Annotated in this window: 12 protein-coding genes; 5 read left to right on the top strand and 7 right to left on the bottom strand. The window is 69.8% G+C overall.

Going from position 1 to position 14591, the window contains the following annotated elements:
* The first annotated feature begins 120 nt into the window (after nucleotides 1-120).
* The 3 genes from AC1DYN_RS01865 (at nucleotide 121) to AC1DYN_RS01855 (ending at nucleotide 4525) form a co-directional block, all read left to right on the top strand.
* Entirely contained in the window at nucleotides 121-2043 is a 1923-nt protein-coding gene (locus tag AC1DYN_RS01865) for an ATP-binding protein (RefSeq protein ID WP_477957389.1), read from the top strand.
* Between the two features lie 116 nt (nucleotides 2044-2159).
* Complete coding sequence (locus AC1DYN_RS01860; protein WP_477957388.1) at nucleotides 2160-3263, top strand: ABC transporter substrate-binding protein; 1104 nt, start codon at nucleotides 2160-2162, stop codon at nucleotides 3261-3263.
* Between the two features lie 140 nt (nucleotides 3264-3403).
* A complete protein-coding gene (locus tag AC1DYN_RS01855; RefSeq protein ID WP_477957387.1) occupies nucleotides 3404-4525 on the top strand; it encodes an ABC transporter substrate-binding protein in 1122 nt (373 codons plus the stop codon).
* Here AC1DYN_RS01855 and AC1DYN_RS01850 read toward each other — a convergent pair.
* The 3 genes from AC1DYN_RS01850 to AC1DYN_RS01840 all read right to left on the bottom strand — a co-directional run bounded on the left by AC1DYN_RS01850 (nucleotide 4515) and on the right by AC1DYN_RS01840 (nucleotide 7884).
* Nucleotides 4515-5306 carry a DUF1295 domain-containing protein gene (locus AC1DYN_RS01850; RefSeq protein WP_477957386.1) on the bottom strand — a complete coding sequence of 264 codons (792 nt, stop codon included), beginning with the start codon at nucleotides 5304-5306 and terminating at the stop codon, nucleotides 4515-4517. The two genes, AC1DYN_RS01855 and AC1DYN_RS01850, sit on opposite strands and share 11 nt — an antisense overlap.
* Nucleotides 5306-6361, bottom strand: coding sequence for an SAM-dependent methyltransferase (locus AC1DYN_RS01845; protein WP_477957385.1), 1056 nt, complete (start codon nucleotides 6359-6361; stop codon nucleotides 5306-5308). Before AC1DYN_RS01845 ends, AC1DYN_RS01850 begins: the two co-directional genes overlap by 1 nt.
* An 83-nt stretch (nucleotides 6362-6444) precedes the next feature.
* Nucleotides 6445-7884: a wax ester/triacylglycerol synthase family O-acyltransferase gene (locus AC1DYN_RS01840; RefSeq protein ID WP_477957384.1), complete on the bottom strand. Its 1440-nt coding sequence runs from the start codon at nucleotides 7882-7884 to the stop codon at nucleotides 6445-6447.
* A 99-nt stretch (nucleotides 7885-7983) separates the two neighbouring features.
* Here AC1DYN_RS01840 and AC1DYN_RS01835 point away from each other — a divergent pair, with 99 nt between their 5' ends.
* The gene (locus AC1DYN_RS01835) at nucleotides 7984-8241 is read left to right on the top strand and encodes an acyl-CoA-binding protein (RefSeq protein ID WP_477957383.1); all 258 of its coding nucleotides are present in this window, start codon (nucleotides 7984-7986) and stop codon (nucleotides 8239-8241) included.
* 169 nt (nucleotides 8242-8410) lie between these two features.
* On the opposite strand, the gene AC1DYN_RS01830 is transcribed toward AC1DYN_RS01835, so the two are convergent.
* The 4 genes from AC1DYN_RS01830 to AC1DYN_RS01815 form a co-directional block, all read right to left on the bottom strand.
* Nucleotides 8411-8746, bottom strand: coding sequence for a polyhydroxyalkanoic acid system family protein (locus tag AC1DYN_RS01830; RefSeq protein WP_477957382.1), 336 nt, complete (start codon nucleotides 8744-8746; stop codon nucleotides 8411-8413).
* A gap of 17 nt (nucleotides 8747-8763) precedes the next feature.
* Nucleotides 8764-9855, bottom strand: coding sequence for an aminopeptidase (locus AC1DYN_RS01825; protein WP_477957381.1), 1092 nt, complete (start codon nucleotides 9853-9855; stop codon nucleotides 8764-8766).
* A gap of 28 nt (nucleotides 9856-9883) precedes the next feature.
* Entirely contained in the window at nucleotides 9884-11038 is a 1155-nt protein-coding gene (locus AC1DYN_RS01820; RefSeq protein WP_477957380.1) for an ABC transporter substrate-binding protein, read from the bottom strand.
* Nucleotides 11039-11234: 196 nt separating this feature from the next.
* Entirely contained in the window at nucleotides 11235-13202 is a 1968-nt protein-coding gene (locus AC1DYN_RS01815) for a molybdopterin-containing oxidoreductase family protein (RefSeq protein WP_477957379.1), read from the bottom strand.
* 210 nt (nucleotides 13203-13412) lie between these two features.
* On the opposite strand from AC1DYN_RS01815, the gene AC1DYN_RS01810 reads away from it, so the two are divergent.
* A complete protein-coding gene (locus AC1DYN_RS01810; RefSeq protein WP_477957378.1) occupies nucleotides 13413-14540 on the top strand; it encodes an ABC transporter substrate-binding protein in 1128 nt (375 codons plus the stop codon).
* Nucleotides 14541-14591 lie beyond the last annotated feature (51 nt).

Here is a 14591-nt window from a genome sequence, read left to right as displayed (position 1 = left end):
AGGGAGCGCGAATGGGTGAGCATGTTCGCGGGCCATTGGTCAGCATCTGTCAGCAAGGGACGATTGCTCCCGGCAGGGGCTGCGGCTACCATGCGCGACGCTTCTCGCGTGCCCTGCGCCATGAATGCCCCTGCAGTACCCCCCTCCTCGCCAGACGACACGAGCGCCGGCCGCCAGGCCCGGCTGTGGTCGGTCGTCGCCGAGGGCGTGTGGGAGCACGAACTCACCGGCACGCGCGCCTGGCATTCGGCGCGCTGCCGCGAGCTGCTGGGCGACGACCTGCGCGACGAGGCGTCCGCCATCCGCAGCCGCGTCCAGCCGGCCGACCTGCCGCGCTACGACGCGATGGTGCGTGCCGCAACGCGCTCGGCGGGCAGCGTCGAGGCCCGGCTGCGGCTGCGCGCCCGCGACGACGGCGTGCGCTGGTTCCAGCTGCGGCTGCGCAGCGAGGCCGGCTGGCTGTGCGGCAGCCTGCGCGAGACGGACGCCGACCCGGCGCGTGCCACCTTCCTCGCCCACATGAGCCACGAGCTGCGCACGCCGCTGAACGCGGTGCTCGGCATGACCGAGCTGGCGCAGCGCCTGGCGGTGCAGAACGAACAGCGCGGCTACCTCGAGCTGGCGCAGCAATCCGGCCAGGCGCTGCTGCGCCTGCTGGACGACGTGATCGACTATGCGCGCGCCGAGGCCGGCGAGCTGACGCTGCGGCTCGAGACCTTCGACCTGGCCCAGCTGCTGGCCGAGACCTTCCGCGGCTTCATGCCGCAGGTGCGCGAACGCCAGCTCGCGATGATGTTCGACTACCTCGGGGAGCACACGCGTTTCCAGGGCGACCCGGCGCGCGTGCGCCAGATCGTCACGCAGCTGCTGGCGAACGCCGTCAAGTTCACCGCGCGCGGCCACGTCGCGCTGGTCACGCAGGTGCTGCCGCAAGCCACCGGCCCGAGCGTGTTGCGCATCCAGGTGCAGGACAGCGGCGCCGGCATGGACGAGGCGACGCGCTCGCGCGTCTTCGAGCCCTTCGAGCAGGGCGACAACAGCACGCGGCGCCAGCACGGCGGCGCCGGCCTCGGGCTGTCGATCGCGCGCAAGCTGGCGATGCTGATGGGCGGGCGCGTCAGCGTCACCAGCGTGCCGGGCCAGGGCTCGGTGTTCACCGCCAGGCTGCAACTCGCACCGGCCGAGCAAGAGCCCTTGCCGCCGCTGCAGCCCGGCCACGCCGGCGTGGTGTGCCGCAGCGCGACGCTGGCGCGCTGGCTGCAGCGCCGCCTCGAGCGGCTGGGCTGGACCACCGAGCTGCTGCCCGACCTCGAAGCCGCCACGCAATCCGCCGCGCAGCGCGCGCTGCAGCCCGGACGCCGCCTCGACAGCGTGGTGCTGATCGAGGACGCGCTCGACGCGCACAGCGACCTCGACGCGCTGCGCCGCGCGCTGCCGGCCGGCACCCGCGTGACGCTGCTGCTGCGCCCGGATTTCCAGGTGCAGCCGCTGCTCGCGCGCGCTGCGCAGTGCGACATGGCGGTGCTGCTGATGCCGCTGACGCCGGCCGACCTGCGCACGCTGGCCAGCGCCGCACCCCGCCCGGTGCCGGCCGCGGCGCCGGCGGCCATGCCGATGCACCCGGGCATGCACGTGCTGGTGGTCGAGGACAACGCGCTGAACCAGCTGATCGCGCGCGAGATGCTGATGGTGCTGGGCATGAAGGTCAGCGTCGCCAACAGCGGCGAAGAGGCGCTGGCGCACTGCCTGCGCGAGGCGCCCGACCTGGTGCTGATGGACATCCAGATGCCCGGCATGGACGGCGTCGAGACGACGCGCCGGCTGCGCGCGCTGCAGGCCGAGGGCCGGCTGCGGCCGTTCCCGATCGTCGCGCTGACGGCGCATGCGCTCGCCTCCGACCGGCAGTCCAGCCTCGACGCCGGCATGGACGAGCACCTGACCAAGCCGATGCAGTTCGATACCTTGCGCACGGTGCTGGACCAATGGCGTCCCGATGACCTGCAGCTCGACGACGACGAGGAAGACGAGCCGTCCGCGAACTAGTTCGCGATCTTCCCGATTGAATGGGCACTGTGGTCTCTTGACGCAGGCACGCGACACCGGCTTGTGGAACCATCGCGCCCGTCAGGCGAATCCCAAAACAAGCGTTGGAGACCCCCATGAAGCAGCTTCTTTGCGTGCTGGCCCTGTCCAGCCTGGTCGCGAGTGCCGCGGCCCAGATCGTGATCGGCCAGACGGCCGGCTTCAGCGGCCCGGTGGCCGCCGGCGTCAAGGAGACCACCGACGGTGCCAAGCTGTACTTCGATTCGGTCAATGCCCGCGGCGGCATCAACGGCCAGAGCCTCGAGCTGGTGTCGCTGGACGACAAGTTCGAACCCAAGCTGGCGGCCGAGAACGCGCGCAAGCTGATCACCGAGAAGAACATCGTCGCGCTGTTCCTGGTGCGCGGCACGCCGCACACGCAGGCGATCGCGCCGGTGCTGGCCGAGTTCCGCGTGCCGCTGGTGGCGCCGTCGACCGGCGCGATGGCGCTGCACAAGCCGGTCAACCCCTTCATCTTCAACGTGCGCGCCACCTACCAGCGCGAAGCCGAGCGCGCCATCCGCCACCTGAGCCTGATCGGCATCGAGCGCATCGCGGTCCTGCACGTGGACGACAGCTTCGGCGCCGATGCCGTGGTGGGTGCGATGGCCGGCTTCACCGCGGTCGGCAAGCAGCCGTCGGCGGTCGAGAAGTTCGACCGCAGCAAGCCCGACTTCAGCACCATCGCACCGGCGCTGGCCAAGGCCAACACGCAGGCGGTGCTGTTCATCGCGGCAGGCGCGGTGGTGGCCGACGGCGTGAAGGCGCTGCGCACGGCGGGCTCCAGCGCGCAGATCGTCACACTGTCGAACAACGCCGCCGGCGGCTTCATCACGCAGATGGGCGAGTACGCGCGCGGCACCATCGTCACGCAGGTGTTCCCGTACGAGCGCTCGATCGCATCGCCGATCGTCAAGGAAGCGGTCGAGCTGGCCAAGGGCAAGGGCCTGGACGCGGTGTCGCCCGCGATGATGGAAGGCTATGCCGGTGCCAAGGTGCTGGTCGAGGCGCTGCGCCGCGCCGGCCCGAACCCGACGCGCGAGAAGCTGCTGGCCTCGCTGAACGGACTGCACAAGTACGACATCGGCGGCATGGAGGTCAGCTTCAGCTCGACCGACCACAGCGGGCTTGATTTTGCAGATCTCTCCATCATTGGCGCGGACGGCAAGTTCCGCCGCTGAGCATCCCGTCACGCCCGCGGCAGCGGGCCTCCAGACAGACGTACTTCACGCAGGCACGCGCACTTCGCCCGTGAAACCATGGCTTTCGCCGCGCACTTCCGCGCGGTGCCATGAGTTCTCGGACAGAGCGGAGACACGCGATGAAGCAGTACGTCGGCACGCGGGCCCTGGTGGCCTGCCTGGCCCTCACCCTCCTCCCGGCGCTGCCGGCCTCGGCACAACTCCTGATCGGGCAGACCTCGGGCTTCAGCGGCCCGGCCGCGGCCGGCGTGAAGGAGAACACCGATGGCGCACGCCTCTACTTCGACTGGGTCAACGCCCAGGGCGGCATCCACGGCCAGCTGGTCGAGCTGATCTCCACCGATGACCGCTTCGAGCCGACGGTCGCCGCCGCGAACGCGCGCCGGCTGATCGTCGACAAGAACGTGCTGGCGCTGTTCCTCGGCCGCGGCACGCCGCATGCACAGGCCGTCGCGCCGCTGCTCAACGAGTTCCGGGTGCCGATGGTGGCCCCGTCGACCGGTGCGATGGCGCTGCACAAGCCGGTCCACCCCTACATCTTCAACGTGCGCGCCACCTACCAGCGCGAGGCCGAGCGCGCGATCCGGCACCTGAGCCTGGTCAGCGTCGAGCGCATCGCGGTGCTGCACGTCGACGACAGCTTCGGTGCCGATGCGCTGATCGGCGCGATGAGCGGCTTCCAGGCCATCGGCCGGCAGCCGGCGCTGCTGGCGGCATTCGACCGCAGCAAGCCCGATTTCGGCGCGCTGTCGCGCAAGGTCGCGGCAGCGAATCCGCAGGCCGTCATGTTCATCGGTTCGGCCACCGCGGTGGCCGAGGGCACGCAGGCCCTGCGCCAGGCCGGCTCGAACGCGCAGATCGTGACGCTGTCGAACAACGCCTCGGGCGGCTTCATCAAGCAGATGGGCGCGAACGGCCGCGGCACCATCGTGTCGCAGGTGTTCCCGTCCGAGCGTTCGATCGCGACCGGGCTGGTCCGCGAGGCGCAGGACCTGGCCCGCGCGAAGAAGCTGGACGTGACGCCGGCGATGATGGAAGGCTTCGCGGCGGCCAAGGTGCTGGTCGAGGGGCTGCGGCGCGCCGGCCCGAACCCGACGCGCGAACGGCTGGTGGCGGCGCTGAACGGCCTGAACAAGTACGACCTCGGCGGCATGGAGATGAGCTACAGCCCGAACGACCACACCGGCCTCGACTTCGCCGATCTGTCGATCATCGGGCCCAACGGCCGCTTCACGCGCTGAAGCCGTCGCCGCGGCGCCGCTTCGGCGGCCACGGGACGAAGCGGCTGGTGCGCGCGATGTAGTCGCGGTAGGCGGGGCGGCGCTCGGCGATGTCCTTCTCGAGCAGCACGACGCCGGACACCTTCAGCAGCAGCAGCGTCATCAGCGCCGGCGAGAAGACCGTCCAGCCGCCGCCCGCCGCGGCGGCCATCAACCACAACCCCCACCAGGTGCAGGCCTCGCCGAAGTAGTTGGGATGGCGCGACCAGCGCCACAGGCCGCGGTCCATCACCTGGCCGGCCTGGGCCGGGTCGGCCTTGAAGTGCGCCATCTGCGCATCGGCCGCCGCCTCGAACGCGATGCCGGAGGCGGCGAGCAGTACGCCGGCCAGGTCGAGCGGGCCGAGCGGCTGCCCGCCGGCGAAACCGGCCAGCAACGGCATCGCGACGATCCAGGCGACCAGCGCCTGCAGCCCGAACACCAGGACCAGGCTCTTGAGGCCGAAGTTCGGCTGGTTGCGCGCGCGGATCGCCTGGTAGCGGCGGTCTTCGCCATGGCCCCAGTTGCGCCGCGTGATGTAGACGGTGAGCCGCAGCGCCCACGCCGCCACCAGCATCCCCATCCACGGCGCGCGCGGGCCGCCGGCCGGCAGCGCGCACGCGAAGCCGAGTGCCGCGGCACCGACCAGGCCGGCCCAGAAGCGGTCGACCAGGCTCGCATCGTGCCGGGCCAGGCTGCCGAGCCACGCGACGAAGGCCAGCAGCGCGCTGGCGGCCAGGCCCCAGGCAGCGGCGCCGGCCATCAGCCGCGCCGCTCGAACAGGCCGTGGCTGACCCACCACTGCTGGCCGGCGTCGAAGCCGAACAGCTCGGCGCAGGACATGAAGAACAGCCGCCAGCGCGTCCACCACAGTGCCGCCTGGTCGACGCCGTAGCAGCCCTCGAACACCGGCAGCAGCGTGGCGCGCCGCGCGTCCATGTTCTGCAGCCAGGCCTCGGCGGTGCGCTGGTAGTGGGTGCCGTCCCAGCGCCAGCGCTGCAGCAGGCGCAGGTCGTCCTGGAAATGCAGCGCCAGCTCGTCGCTCGGCATCATGCCGCCTGCGAAGAAGTGCTCGCTCATCCAGTCGCTGGCATCGCGCGCGACGAAGGCGTAGGGCGTGCTGCGGTGCGCGAACACGTGCATGAAGAAGCGCCCGCCCGGCCGCAGCCAGCCGGCGACGCGGCGGAAGGCCTCGGGCCAGTTGCGCAGGTGTTCGAACATCTCGACCGACACGACGCGGTCGAAGCGCTCGTCGAGCTGCAGGTCGTTGATGTCCTGCGTGACCACGCGCAGGTTCGACAGGCCGCGCCGCAGCGCCTGCGCTTCGATGTGGGCGCGCTGCGAGTGCGAGTTGGACACCGCGACGATGCGGCTGCGTGGGAAGCGCTCGGCCATCCACAGCGACAGCGAGCCCCAGCCGCAGCCGAGTTCCAGCACGTCCTGGCCGTCGGCCAGGCCGGCGCGCTCGCAGGTGATGTCCAGCGCGGCGGCCTCCGCCTCGTCCAGTGTCGTGATGGTCGGGTCGCCCCACCAGCAGCTGCTGTACTTGCGGTGGGTGCCCAGCACGCCGGCAAAGAAGTCGGCCGGCACTTCGTAGTGCTGCTCGTTGGCCTTGTCCGGCACCAGGGCCAGCGGCGCGCTGCGCATGTGGGCGATGAAGCCGGCCGTCAGCGCGGCGGCGGCCTCGGCGTCATCGGCGCGGATCTCGTGCAGCCGCTCCTTCAGCAGCCGGCGGATGCCCAGCCGCACGACGCGGTCGGGCACCAGGCCCTGCTCGACCCAGTTGACGACGCGGGCGGTGGAGGAAGAGGCAGGCATGCGGACGCTCCTCGGCTACGGATGACCTCCAATACGCAGCCACCCGCAGCCCGGATGCCGATCCGGGACGCTCCGCATCCAAATCACTCCCAGGGCAGCATCAACGTGACCATCAGCATCTTCTCGAACTCCGGCTCGAACCGGTCGACGATGGCCTGCGGCTCCCGGCACAGCGCGTCGTCGGTGACGAGCCCGAACTGCACGCCGCCACCGTAGCTGAGGATGCTGACGCCGACCCCGATGTGGCCGGACTGCGGCACCCAGAACATGGTCTGGCGCAGCGTCGAACCGCAGAACTTCAGCGGCACCGCCGGCCCCGGCACGTTGGTCATCACCGCGGTGGCCTTCTTCGCGAACATGTTCAGCAGCGCGTCCTGCACCGGCTTGATCAGCAACCCCGCCACCGACAGCACCGCGAAGGCCAGCAGCGGCTGGTAGCTGCCTTTCAGCTCGTTCATGCGCGCGCGCACCGCGTAGACGCGCTCGATCGGGTTCTCGATGCCGATCGGCAGCACCAGCGGCACCAGGCCGAAGCGGTTGCCGAGCTGGTGGGCCTGCTCGAGCGGGCGCAGGTTCACCGGCACCATCGCGCGGATCTCCTGGCCGGCCGGGTCTTCGCCGCGCCCGCGCAGGTAGCCGCCGATCGCACCGGCCACGCAGGCGAGCAGCACGTCGTTGACCGAGCAGTTGAGTGCCTTGCCGATGGCCTTGACCTGGTCGAGCGCGATCGGCTCGCCCCAGGCGACGTGCTTGCGACCGATCGGCGTGCCCTTCAGCGAGGTCGGCGAGTCGTCGGGCATCAGCGCCAGCGCGGCGACGTCGCTGAGCACCTGGTAGCCGGTGCGCGCCATGTCGAGCGAGCCCAGCAGCGGCTGCTGCGGGTGGGCCAGCATCTCCATCGACTTGGCGACGCCGCCGCCGTACATGCCGATGGCCTTGACGGTCAGGTCGGTCAGCGGCTTGACGACCGCGTCGGACAGCCAGTCGGCATCGCCGTCGTCGTCTTCGGCCTTGCCGCGCGGTTTGCGAGGCGGAGGATCGGCCCCGCCGTCGGTGATCGACAGCATCACCGAGATCAGCGCGATGCCGTCGGCGATGCAGTGGTGCACGCGGGCGATCAGCGCGCTGCCGCCGTCGTAGTCGTCGATCAGGTGGAACTGCCACAGCGGGCGGCCGCGGTCGAGCGGCGTCGAGCTCAGCTCGGCGACGCGCTCCTGCAGCGCCTGGCGCGGGCTTTGCCCGCGTTTGCGGTGCAGCGGCTCGTGCAGCACCTGCTGCCGCAGGTCGAAGGCGTCGTCGTCGACCCAGCTCGCGCCCATCGCGTCCTCCACCACCTTCTGGCGGAAGCGGTGGTACTTGAGCAGCTTGTCTTCGACGCGCTGGCACAGCGCAGCGTGGGTGATGCCCGGCTGCAGCAGCCAGACGCCGACGATCATCATCAGGTTGACGTCGTTGTCCATGCGCAGCCAGGCGGTGTCGACGCGCGACATGCGCTGTGCGGCCTGGCGAGGGGCAGCGGGCATCGGGAAAGCCTCCACGGGTGTTGTTCTGGGAGGCGACGATGATGGGTAACATTCGCGGCGTCAATGCCGACTTTCACCCAAGCCTCCAGGAGACAACCGATGGCCGACCTCAAAGCCCTGTTCGAAGCCGCCGTGGCCGATTCGAAGAACCTGCCCGAGAAGCCCGACAACATGACGCTGCTGAAGATCTACGCGCTGTACAAGCAGGCGAGCAGCGGCGACGTCGACGGCAAGCGCCCCGGCTTCACCGACATGGTCGGCCGCGCCAAGTGGGATGCGTGGGATGCCGTCAAGGGCAAGTCGAGCGACGAGGCGATGCAGGAGTACGTGGACCTGATCGAGTCGCTGAAGGAATGAGTGAATGACAACCCCTCGCCCGAGGGGATGCGGGCCGGCCCTTCGACAAACTCCGGACAGGCTTGGGGCGGCCCGGCGCTCGGCCCGCGCGTTCAACAAGGCCGTAGCCCGGATGCCAATCCGGGGATTGGCCGTCGAGGGAATCCCGGATTGGCATCCGGGCTACGGCTCAGCCTTTGCTCTTCTTCCCGGCCGCCTTCTTCGCCGCCGGCTTGCCCTTCGCCAGCAACGCATCCAGGTTCTTCTCGATCTCGCCCTGGATCGTCCCGGCGAAAGCGCCCATCAGGAAGCCCAGCTTCGCCTGCAGGTCGAAGTGATCGGCCGCGACGATCAGCTCGCCGCTGACGCCCGAGCGCTTGAACTCCACCGTGTCGCTGGTCTCGCCCTCGATCACGGTGCATTCCATCTCGAACTTCTTCTCGACCTCCTCGGCCCACTCCCACGCGATCTCGCGTGCGCGGGCCAGGCCCAGGTCGTGGTCGCGGTGGATGCGGATGTCGGGCATGTCGGTCTCCTCGGGTCTTATTGGATCGCCGTCGTCTCGGCGGATTTGAGTGTCGCGCGCCGCTCGTCGCGCGGCAAGGCGGCGATGCGCTTCACCTCGGCATAGAAGCGGTCGAAGTCGCGGCCCTCGCGCTCGAACAGGCGCTCGAACTGCGGCACCAGCTCGTTGTAGGCCGCCAGCACCCCCAGCGACGCATTGTTGGCACGGTCGAACCAGCCGTCGTAGCCGGCATAGCCCTGCCACGCCCCGGCCTTCAAGGCGGCGTAGTCGGCACGCAGCTTCGCCATGCGTTCGGCCTTCGCGGCACGCTTGTCGGCATCGCTCGCCGCGCTGTGGAACACCGCATCGAGGTCGCTGCGCGCCTGCATCGTCAGCGCGCGGAACTCCTGGCGCCGCTTGTCGTAGCGCTCGTACTCGTCGCGCGCCTGCGGCGTCGACTTCTCGGCCAGCCAGCGCGTGCCGCCGATGCGCTCCACCGCGGTCGCGAACGATTCGTTGAACATCGTGTCGTCCTTCGCGTAGGCCACCTGGTGCGCCAGCTCATGGAAGATCAGCCGCGCCAGCTCGCCTTCCGGCCAGCGGATGAAGGTGTTCAGCAACGGGTCGCTGAAGAAGCCGCCCGGCAGCTTGCCCAGCGTCGAGTACGCCGGCACCGCGTAGACGCTGACCTCCAGCCCCTCGCCGCGCAGCTCATCGCCCTGCGCATTGGCATCCGCCTGGTCGAAGTAGCCGCGGTAGCCGACGCAGCCGGTCACCGGGTAGCACCAGGTCTTCAGCGCCAGGCTCAGCTCGGGCGCCGCCACCACGTTCCACACCGCGGCGTTGCGGTGCAGGTCGGCATAGCGGCGGTAGCTGGCGTTGTCGGGCAGCTTCAGCTCGCTGACCGCGTAGTCGCGCATGCGCTGGCTCAAGAGCAGCCGCTCGCGCACCGGCTGGGGCGTCGCCGGGTCGGCCACCCAGTCGCCGACCGGCTTGGCCTGGTTCAGCAGGCTCAGGTGGCCGCCGACCGATTGCGCGAGGTAGCGCACCGAGCCGCAGCCGCTGAGCGAGCCCAGCAGTGCGACCACGCCCAATCCGATCCACCATCGTCTCGCCACTTTGACTCGCATCACGCGAGTCTAGGCGAGCCCCCGGGCCTCAGCTCACACGCCGCCCATTGGCCCCGAGCACCGCCAGGCCGACGTAGCGCGAGGCCACGTACGGTGCCGCCCCGCCGAAGCCGAGCGACAGCTCGCCCAGGTTCAGCTGCTTCAGCCCCGCCAGCGCCTGGCGCAGCTTGTCGCGCGTCAGCTCGCGGCCGGCACGGCGCAGGCCCTCGGCCACCACCATCGCGTTCACATAGCCCTCGAAGCTGGTGTTGCCGTAGTCCTCGCGGCCGATGGCCCGCATCGCAGCCTGGTAGCCGCGCACCGATTCGAGCTTCGGCGACAGCGCGTCCGGGAACACCTGCGACAGCGCGATGCCCTGCGACACCGCGCCCAGCTTCGACAGCTCCGACGAGATCACCGACACCGACAGCCCGACCAGCGGCAGCCCCGCCATGCGCGTGCGCAGCTGCAGCATCAGCGCGGTGCTGGTGGTGCCGGTGGTGCCGAAGAACACGACGCTCGGCTTGGCCGCCAACACCTGGTCCACCACCTGCGCGGCGTTCTTGCCGTCCACCGCCACCGGCACGGTCGCCACCGCCTGCAGCCCCGCGGCCTGCAGCGCAGCGGCCGCGTCCTTCGCGACCTCCTTGCCGAACGCGTTGTCGAGGTAGACCACCGCGATGTCCTTCAGCCCCATCGCGACCAGCTGCTGCGTGACGCGCGTGACCTCGTCGGTGTAGCTCGCGCGCACGTGGAAGACGTTGCGCTGCCCCGGCTGGCGCAGCGACGACGCGCCGGTGATCGGGCCGACGTACGGGATGCCGGCCTGTTCGATGGCCGGGATGATGGCCGCGTTGTTCGGCGTGCCGATGCACGACATCAGCGCGAAGGCGGTGTTGCCCTCGATCATCTGCTTGACGTTCTCGACCGTGCGCGCCGGCACGTAGCCGTCGTCCTTCATCACCAGCCGCAGCTCGCGGCCGTGGATGCCGCCCGCCTTGTTGATGGCCGCGAACGCCGCCGAGATGCCGGTGTTCTGGTCGAGGCCGGCACCGGCCAGGATGCCGGTGAGCGCGGCCGAACTCCCGAGCGTCACGTGGCTGCCGCTCAGGCCCTCGTCGGCGGCCCGCGCCAGGGAGACCCACCCGGCACCGCTGGCCGTCACGCTGCCGACACACGAACGCAAGAACAACCGACGCTTCATCGCTGCAACTCCATGCGAAAAGCCGTCACTCTCGCTGCGCGGCCGCGCAGAGACTGTCCCGGGCGCGACACCGCCGAACATTGCGCGGGAAAACGTGAGGCATGCCCGTGTCCATCGAGCCACGCCCGCGGAACCGGCTTTGCCGGGCCGCCAGGCGGCGCCCCTTGGGGGCAGGAGCGCGCAGCGACTGCGGGGACTATTTCTCCACTTCCACCAGGCAGTCGTAGAAGCTCGGGGCCCTTCCCAGGTCGGTGAGCCGCTGGTGCGTCAGCTCGTTGACGTTGCTGCCGCGCGCGCCCAGCTTGCGCCACCAGATGCCCAGGCCGTTGACGACGCCGGGCCGGGCGCGCTTGCTGACCACCGCCTTGCACCAGTACTCGCCACGCTCGTTGAACACGCGCACCAGCTCGCCGCCTTCGATGCCGCGCCGCTGCGCGTCGTCGGCATGGATCTCCAGCACCGGTTCGCCCTCGATGCTGCGCAGGCTCTGCACGTTGACGAAGGTCGAGTTCAGGAAGTTGCGCGCCGGCGGCGAGATCATCGCCAGCGGGAAGCGCTGCGCCAGCTCGGGCGTCGACAGCGCCGACTCGTAGTTCGGCACATGGTCCGGCACGCCGAAGCCCGGCGCGTCGATCGTGCAGCGCCCGCTCGCGCTCGGGAAGCCGCCGTTGGCGAACGGTGCGTCCGGCAGCGGCAGCTTGACCCAGTGCTGCTCGCGCAGCCGGTCGAAATCCAGCCCCGTGCCAAACGCCTGGCGCGCGATCGCCTCGTCGCTGTCGTGGAAGCACGGCTCGTCGAAGCCCATGCGCGCTGCCAGCTCGCGGAAGATCTGCGTGTTCGGCTTGGCATCGCCCACCGGCGCGATCGCCGCCTCGTTGATCAGCACGTAGGTGTGGCCGTAGCTGGTGTGCACGTCCAGGTGCTCCAGCTGCGTGGTGGCCGGCAGCACGTAGTCGGCATGGTCGGCGGTGTCGGTCATGAAGTGCTCGAGCACCACGGTGAAGAGATCCTCGCGCTCGAAGCCCTTCACCACCTTCGGCGATTCGGGCGCCACCGCCACCGGGTTGCTGTTGTAGACCACCACCGCCTCGATGCGCGGCCCGAACGCCGGCGAACTCTCGCGCAGCAGGTCGTCGCCGATGGTGCTCATGTTGATGGTGCGCGGCCGGCGCCCGGCCAGCAGCTGCGGCTGCTGCAGCGCGGCCTTGTCGGCGCGGAACCAGCCCGACGACGACAGCAGCAGCCCGCCGGCGCGGTGCCGCCACGCGCCCACCAGGCACGGCAGGATCGCGATCAGCCGCACCGCGTTGCCGCCGCCGCGCACGCGCTGCATGCCGTAGTTGAGCCGGATCGCGGCCGGCTTCGTGGTGGCGTAGTCGCGCGCCAGGCCGCGCACCTCGTCGGCACGGATGCCGCAGGTCTCGGCGGTGCGCTCGGGCGTCCAGGCCAGCGCACGCTCGCGCAGCGCCGGCCAGCCTTCGGTGTGGCGCTCGATGTAGTCGTGGTCCAGCCAGTCGTTGACGACCAGCTCGCGCATCATCCCCAGCGCCAGCGCGCCGTCGGTGCCGGGCAGCAGCGCGATGTGCTGGTGGCACTTGTCGGCCGTCTCGGTCTTGCGCGGGTCGATGCAGACGAGCTTCGCGCCATTGCGCTTGGCCGCCTGCGCGAAGGTCCAGAAATGCAGGTTCGACGCGATCGAGTTGCTGCCCCAGATGAGGATCAGCCGGCTTTCGGTGAAGTGCTCGACGTGCATGCCGACCTTGCCGCCGTAAGTCGCGGTCAAGGCTTCGGCGCCGGCCGAGGCGCAGATGGTACGGTCGAGCAGCGAAGCACCCAGCTTGTGGAAGAAGCGCCGGTCCATGCTCTCGCCCTGCAGCAGCCCCATCGTGCCGGCGTAGCTGTACGGCAGGATGGCCTCGGGCGCGCGCGACGCGATCTCGCCCAGGCGGGCGGCGATGTCGGACAGCGCCTCGTCCCACCCGACACGCTCGAACTGCCCGCTGCCCTTGGGCCCGACCCGCTTCAGCGGGTGAAGTATCCGGTCGGGGCTATAGGTGCGTTCGGTGTATCGGGATACCTTTGTACACAAAGCACCGTGCGTGGTCGGGTGATCCGGATCGCCCTGGACGCGAATCGCCTTGCCGTCTTCGACCGTGACCCGCATCGCGCAGGTGTCCGGGCAGTCATGCGGGCACGCAGCCGCAACAGTTCGTGAACTCATCGCGGCACTATTGCACAGGCTTCGGTGTGTAGGCGTCCACTCGGTCATGCCACGCATGTTTTGAACCGATATGCACGTTTATCCTTACGCGCCTGCAAACGTCCTGCAGAGGCGTAACGAATTGAAACAGCTTTGTCAAGGGAAGTACCCCCAATGAATCGTCGTGACCTTATGAAGAGCGTGGCCGCCGGCAGCGCCGTCCTGGCCTTCCCGGCGCTGGCGCAAAGCGACCGCCGCCTCGTGCTCGGGCAGTCGGCTGCCTTCACCGGCCCGGCGGCCCAGCTGGGCATCCAGATGAACCGCGGCGCGCGCATCTTCTTCGATGCGCTGAATGCCTCCGGCGGCGTCAACGGCCACACGATCGAGCTGAAGACGCTGGACGACGGCTACGAGCCGGACCGCTGCAAGGCCAACACCGATCGCTTCATCAAGGAAGAGGTGTTCGCGCTGTTCGGCTACGTCGGCACGCCGACCTGCCTGGCCGCGCTGCCGGCCGTGAACGAGAACAAGACGCCGTTCTTCGGCCCGTTCACCGGCGCCGAGGCGCTGCGCGATCCGTTCAGCAAGTCGGTGTTCCACGTGCGCGCCTCGTACTACGACGAGACGGCGCTGATCGTGAAGAACCTGACCTCGCTGGGCCTGAACAAGGTCGCGGTGTTCTACCAGAACGATGCCTACGGCAAGGCCGGCCTGGAAGGCGTGACGCGCGCGCTGAAGCCGCTGAACCTGGCGCCGGTGGCCCTGGGCACGGTGGAGCGCAACACCGTCGCGGTGTCGCAGGCCGTGAAGGACATCGTGGCCAAGCTGCCGGATGCGGTGGTGATGGTCAGCGCGTACAAGTCGTGCGCCGCGTTCATCCGCGAGGCGCGCAAGGCCGGCTACGGCGGCACCTTCTACAACGTGTCCTTCGTCGGCACGCAGGCGCTGGCCGACGAGCTGGGCAAGGAAGGCCGCGGCGTGATGATCAGCCAGGTGATGCCGTTCCCGTTCTCGACCACCACGCCGATCTCGCGCGAGTACCTCGACGCGGTGGCCAAGGCCGGTGGCGACGCAACGCCCAACTACTCGAGCATGGAAGGCTACCTGGCCGCCAAGGTCTTCGCCGAAGGCCTGAAGCGCGCCGGACGCGGCCCGAGCCGCGAGGCGCTGATTGCCGGGCTGGAGTCGATCCAGAACGCGAACTTCGGCGGTTTCAACGTGCACTTCGGTGCCAAGGACCACGTGGCGTCGAGCTTCGTCGACGTCTCCATGCTGACGGAAGACGGCAAAGTCCGCCGCTAGAGGGTGCCCCACCCCCGCAGGCGCTGCGCGCGTCCGCTTGACGGGCTCGGG

Source organism: Rhizobacter sp. P2_D12 (genome assembly GCF_056404395.1).
The sequence above is the reverse complement of the archived record's forward strand: the minus strand, read 5'-3'. Positions and strand labels throughout refer to the sequence as shown.

What these genes read in the sequence shown, in the direction of transcription:
- AC1DYN_RS01865 (WP_477957389.1), top strand. Translation starts at nt 121, where the DNA reads ATGAATGCCCCTGCAGTACCCCCCTCCTCGCCAGACGACACGAGCGCC.
- AC1DYN_RS01860 (WP_477957388.1), top strand. Translation starts at nt 2,160, where the DNA reads ATGAAGCAGCTTCTTTGCGTGCTGGCCCTGTCCAGCCTGGTCGCGAGT.
- AC1DYN_RS01855 (WP_477957387.1), top strand. Translation starts at nt 3,404, where the DNA reads ATGAAGCAGTACGTCGGCACGCGGGCCCTGGTGGCCTGCCTGGCCCTC.
- AC1DYN_RS01850 (WP_477957386.1), bottom strand. Translation starts at nt 5,306, where the DNA reads ATGGCCGGCGCCGCTGCCTGGGGCCTGGCCGCCAGCGCGCTGCTGGCC.
- AC1DYN_RS01845 (WP_477957385.1), bottom strand. Translation starts at nt 6,361, where the DNA reads ATGCCTGCCTCTTCCTCCACCGCCCGCGTCGTCAACTGGGTCGAGCAG.
- AC1DYN_RS01840 (WP_477957384.1), bottom strand. Translation starts at nt 7,884, where the DNA reads ATGCCCGCTGCCCCTCGCCAGGCCGCACAGCGCATGTCGCGCGTCGAC.
- AC1DYN_RS01835 (WP_477957383.1), top strand. Translation starts at nt 7,984, where the DNA reads ATGGCCGACCTCAAAGCCCTGTTCGAAGCCGCCGTGGCCGATTCGAAG.
- AC1DYN_RS01830 (WP_477957382.1), bottom strand. Translation starts at nt 8,746, where the DNA reads ATGCCCGACATCCGCATCCACCGCGACCACGACCTGGGCCTGGCCCGC.
- AC1DYN_RS01825 (WP_477957381.1), bottom strand. Translation starts at nt 9,855, where the DNA reads ATGCGAGTCAAAGTGGCGAGACGATGGTGGATCGGATTGGGCGTGGTC.
- AC1DYN_RS01820 (WP_477957380.1), bottom strand. Translation starts at nt 11,038, where the DNA reads ATGAAGCGTCGGTTGTTCTTGCGTTCGTGTGTCGGCAGCGTGACGGCC.
- AC1DYN_RS01815 (WP_477957379.1), bottom strand. Translation starts at nt 13,202, where the DNA reads ATGCGGGTCACGGTCGAAGACGGCAAGGCGATTCGCGTCCAGGGCGAT.
- AC1DYN_RS01810 (WP_477957378.1), top strand. Translation starts at nt 13,413, where the DNA reads ATGAATCGTCGTGACCTTATGAAGAGCGTGGCCGCCGGCAGCGCCGTC.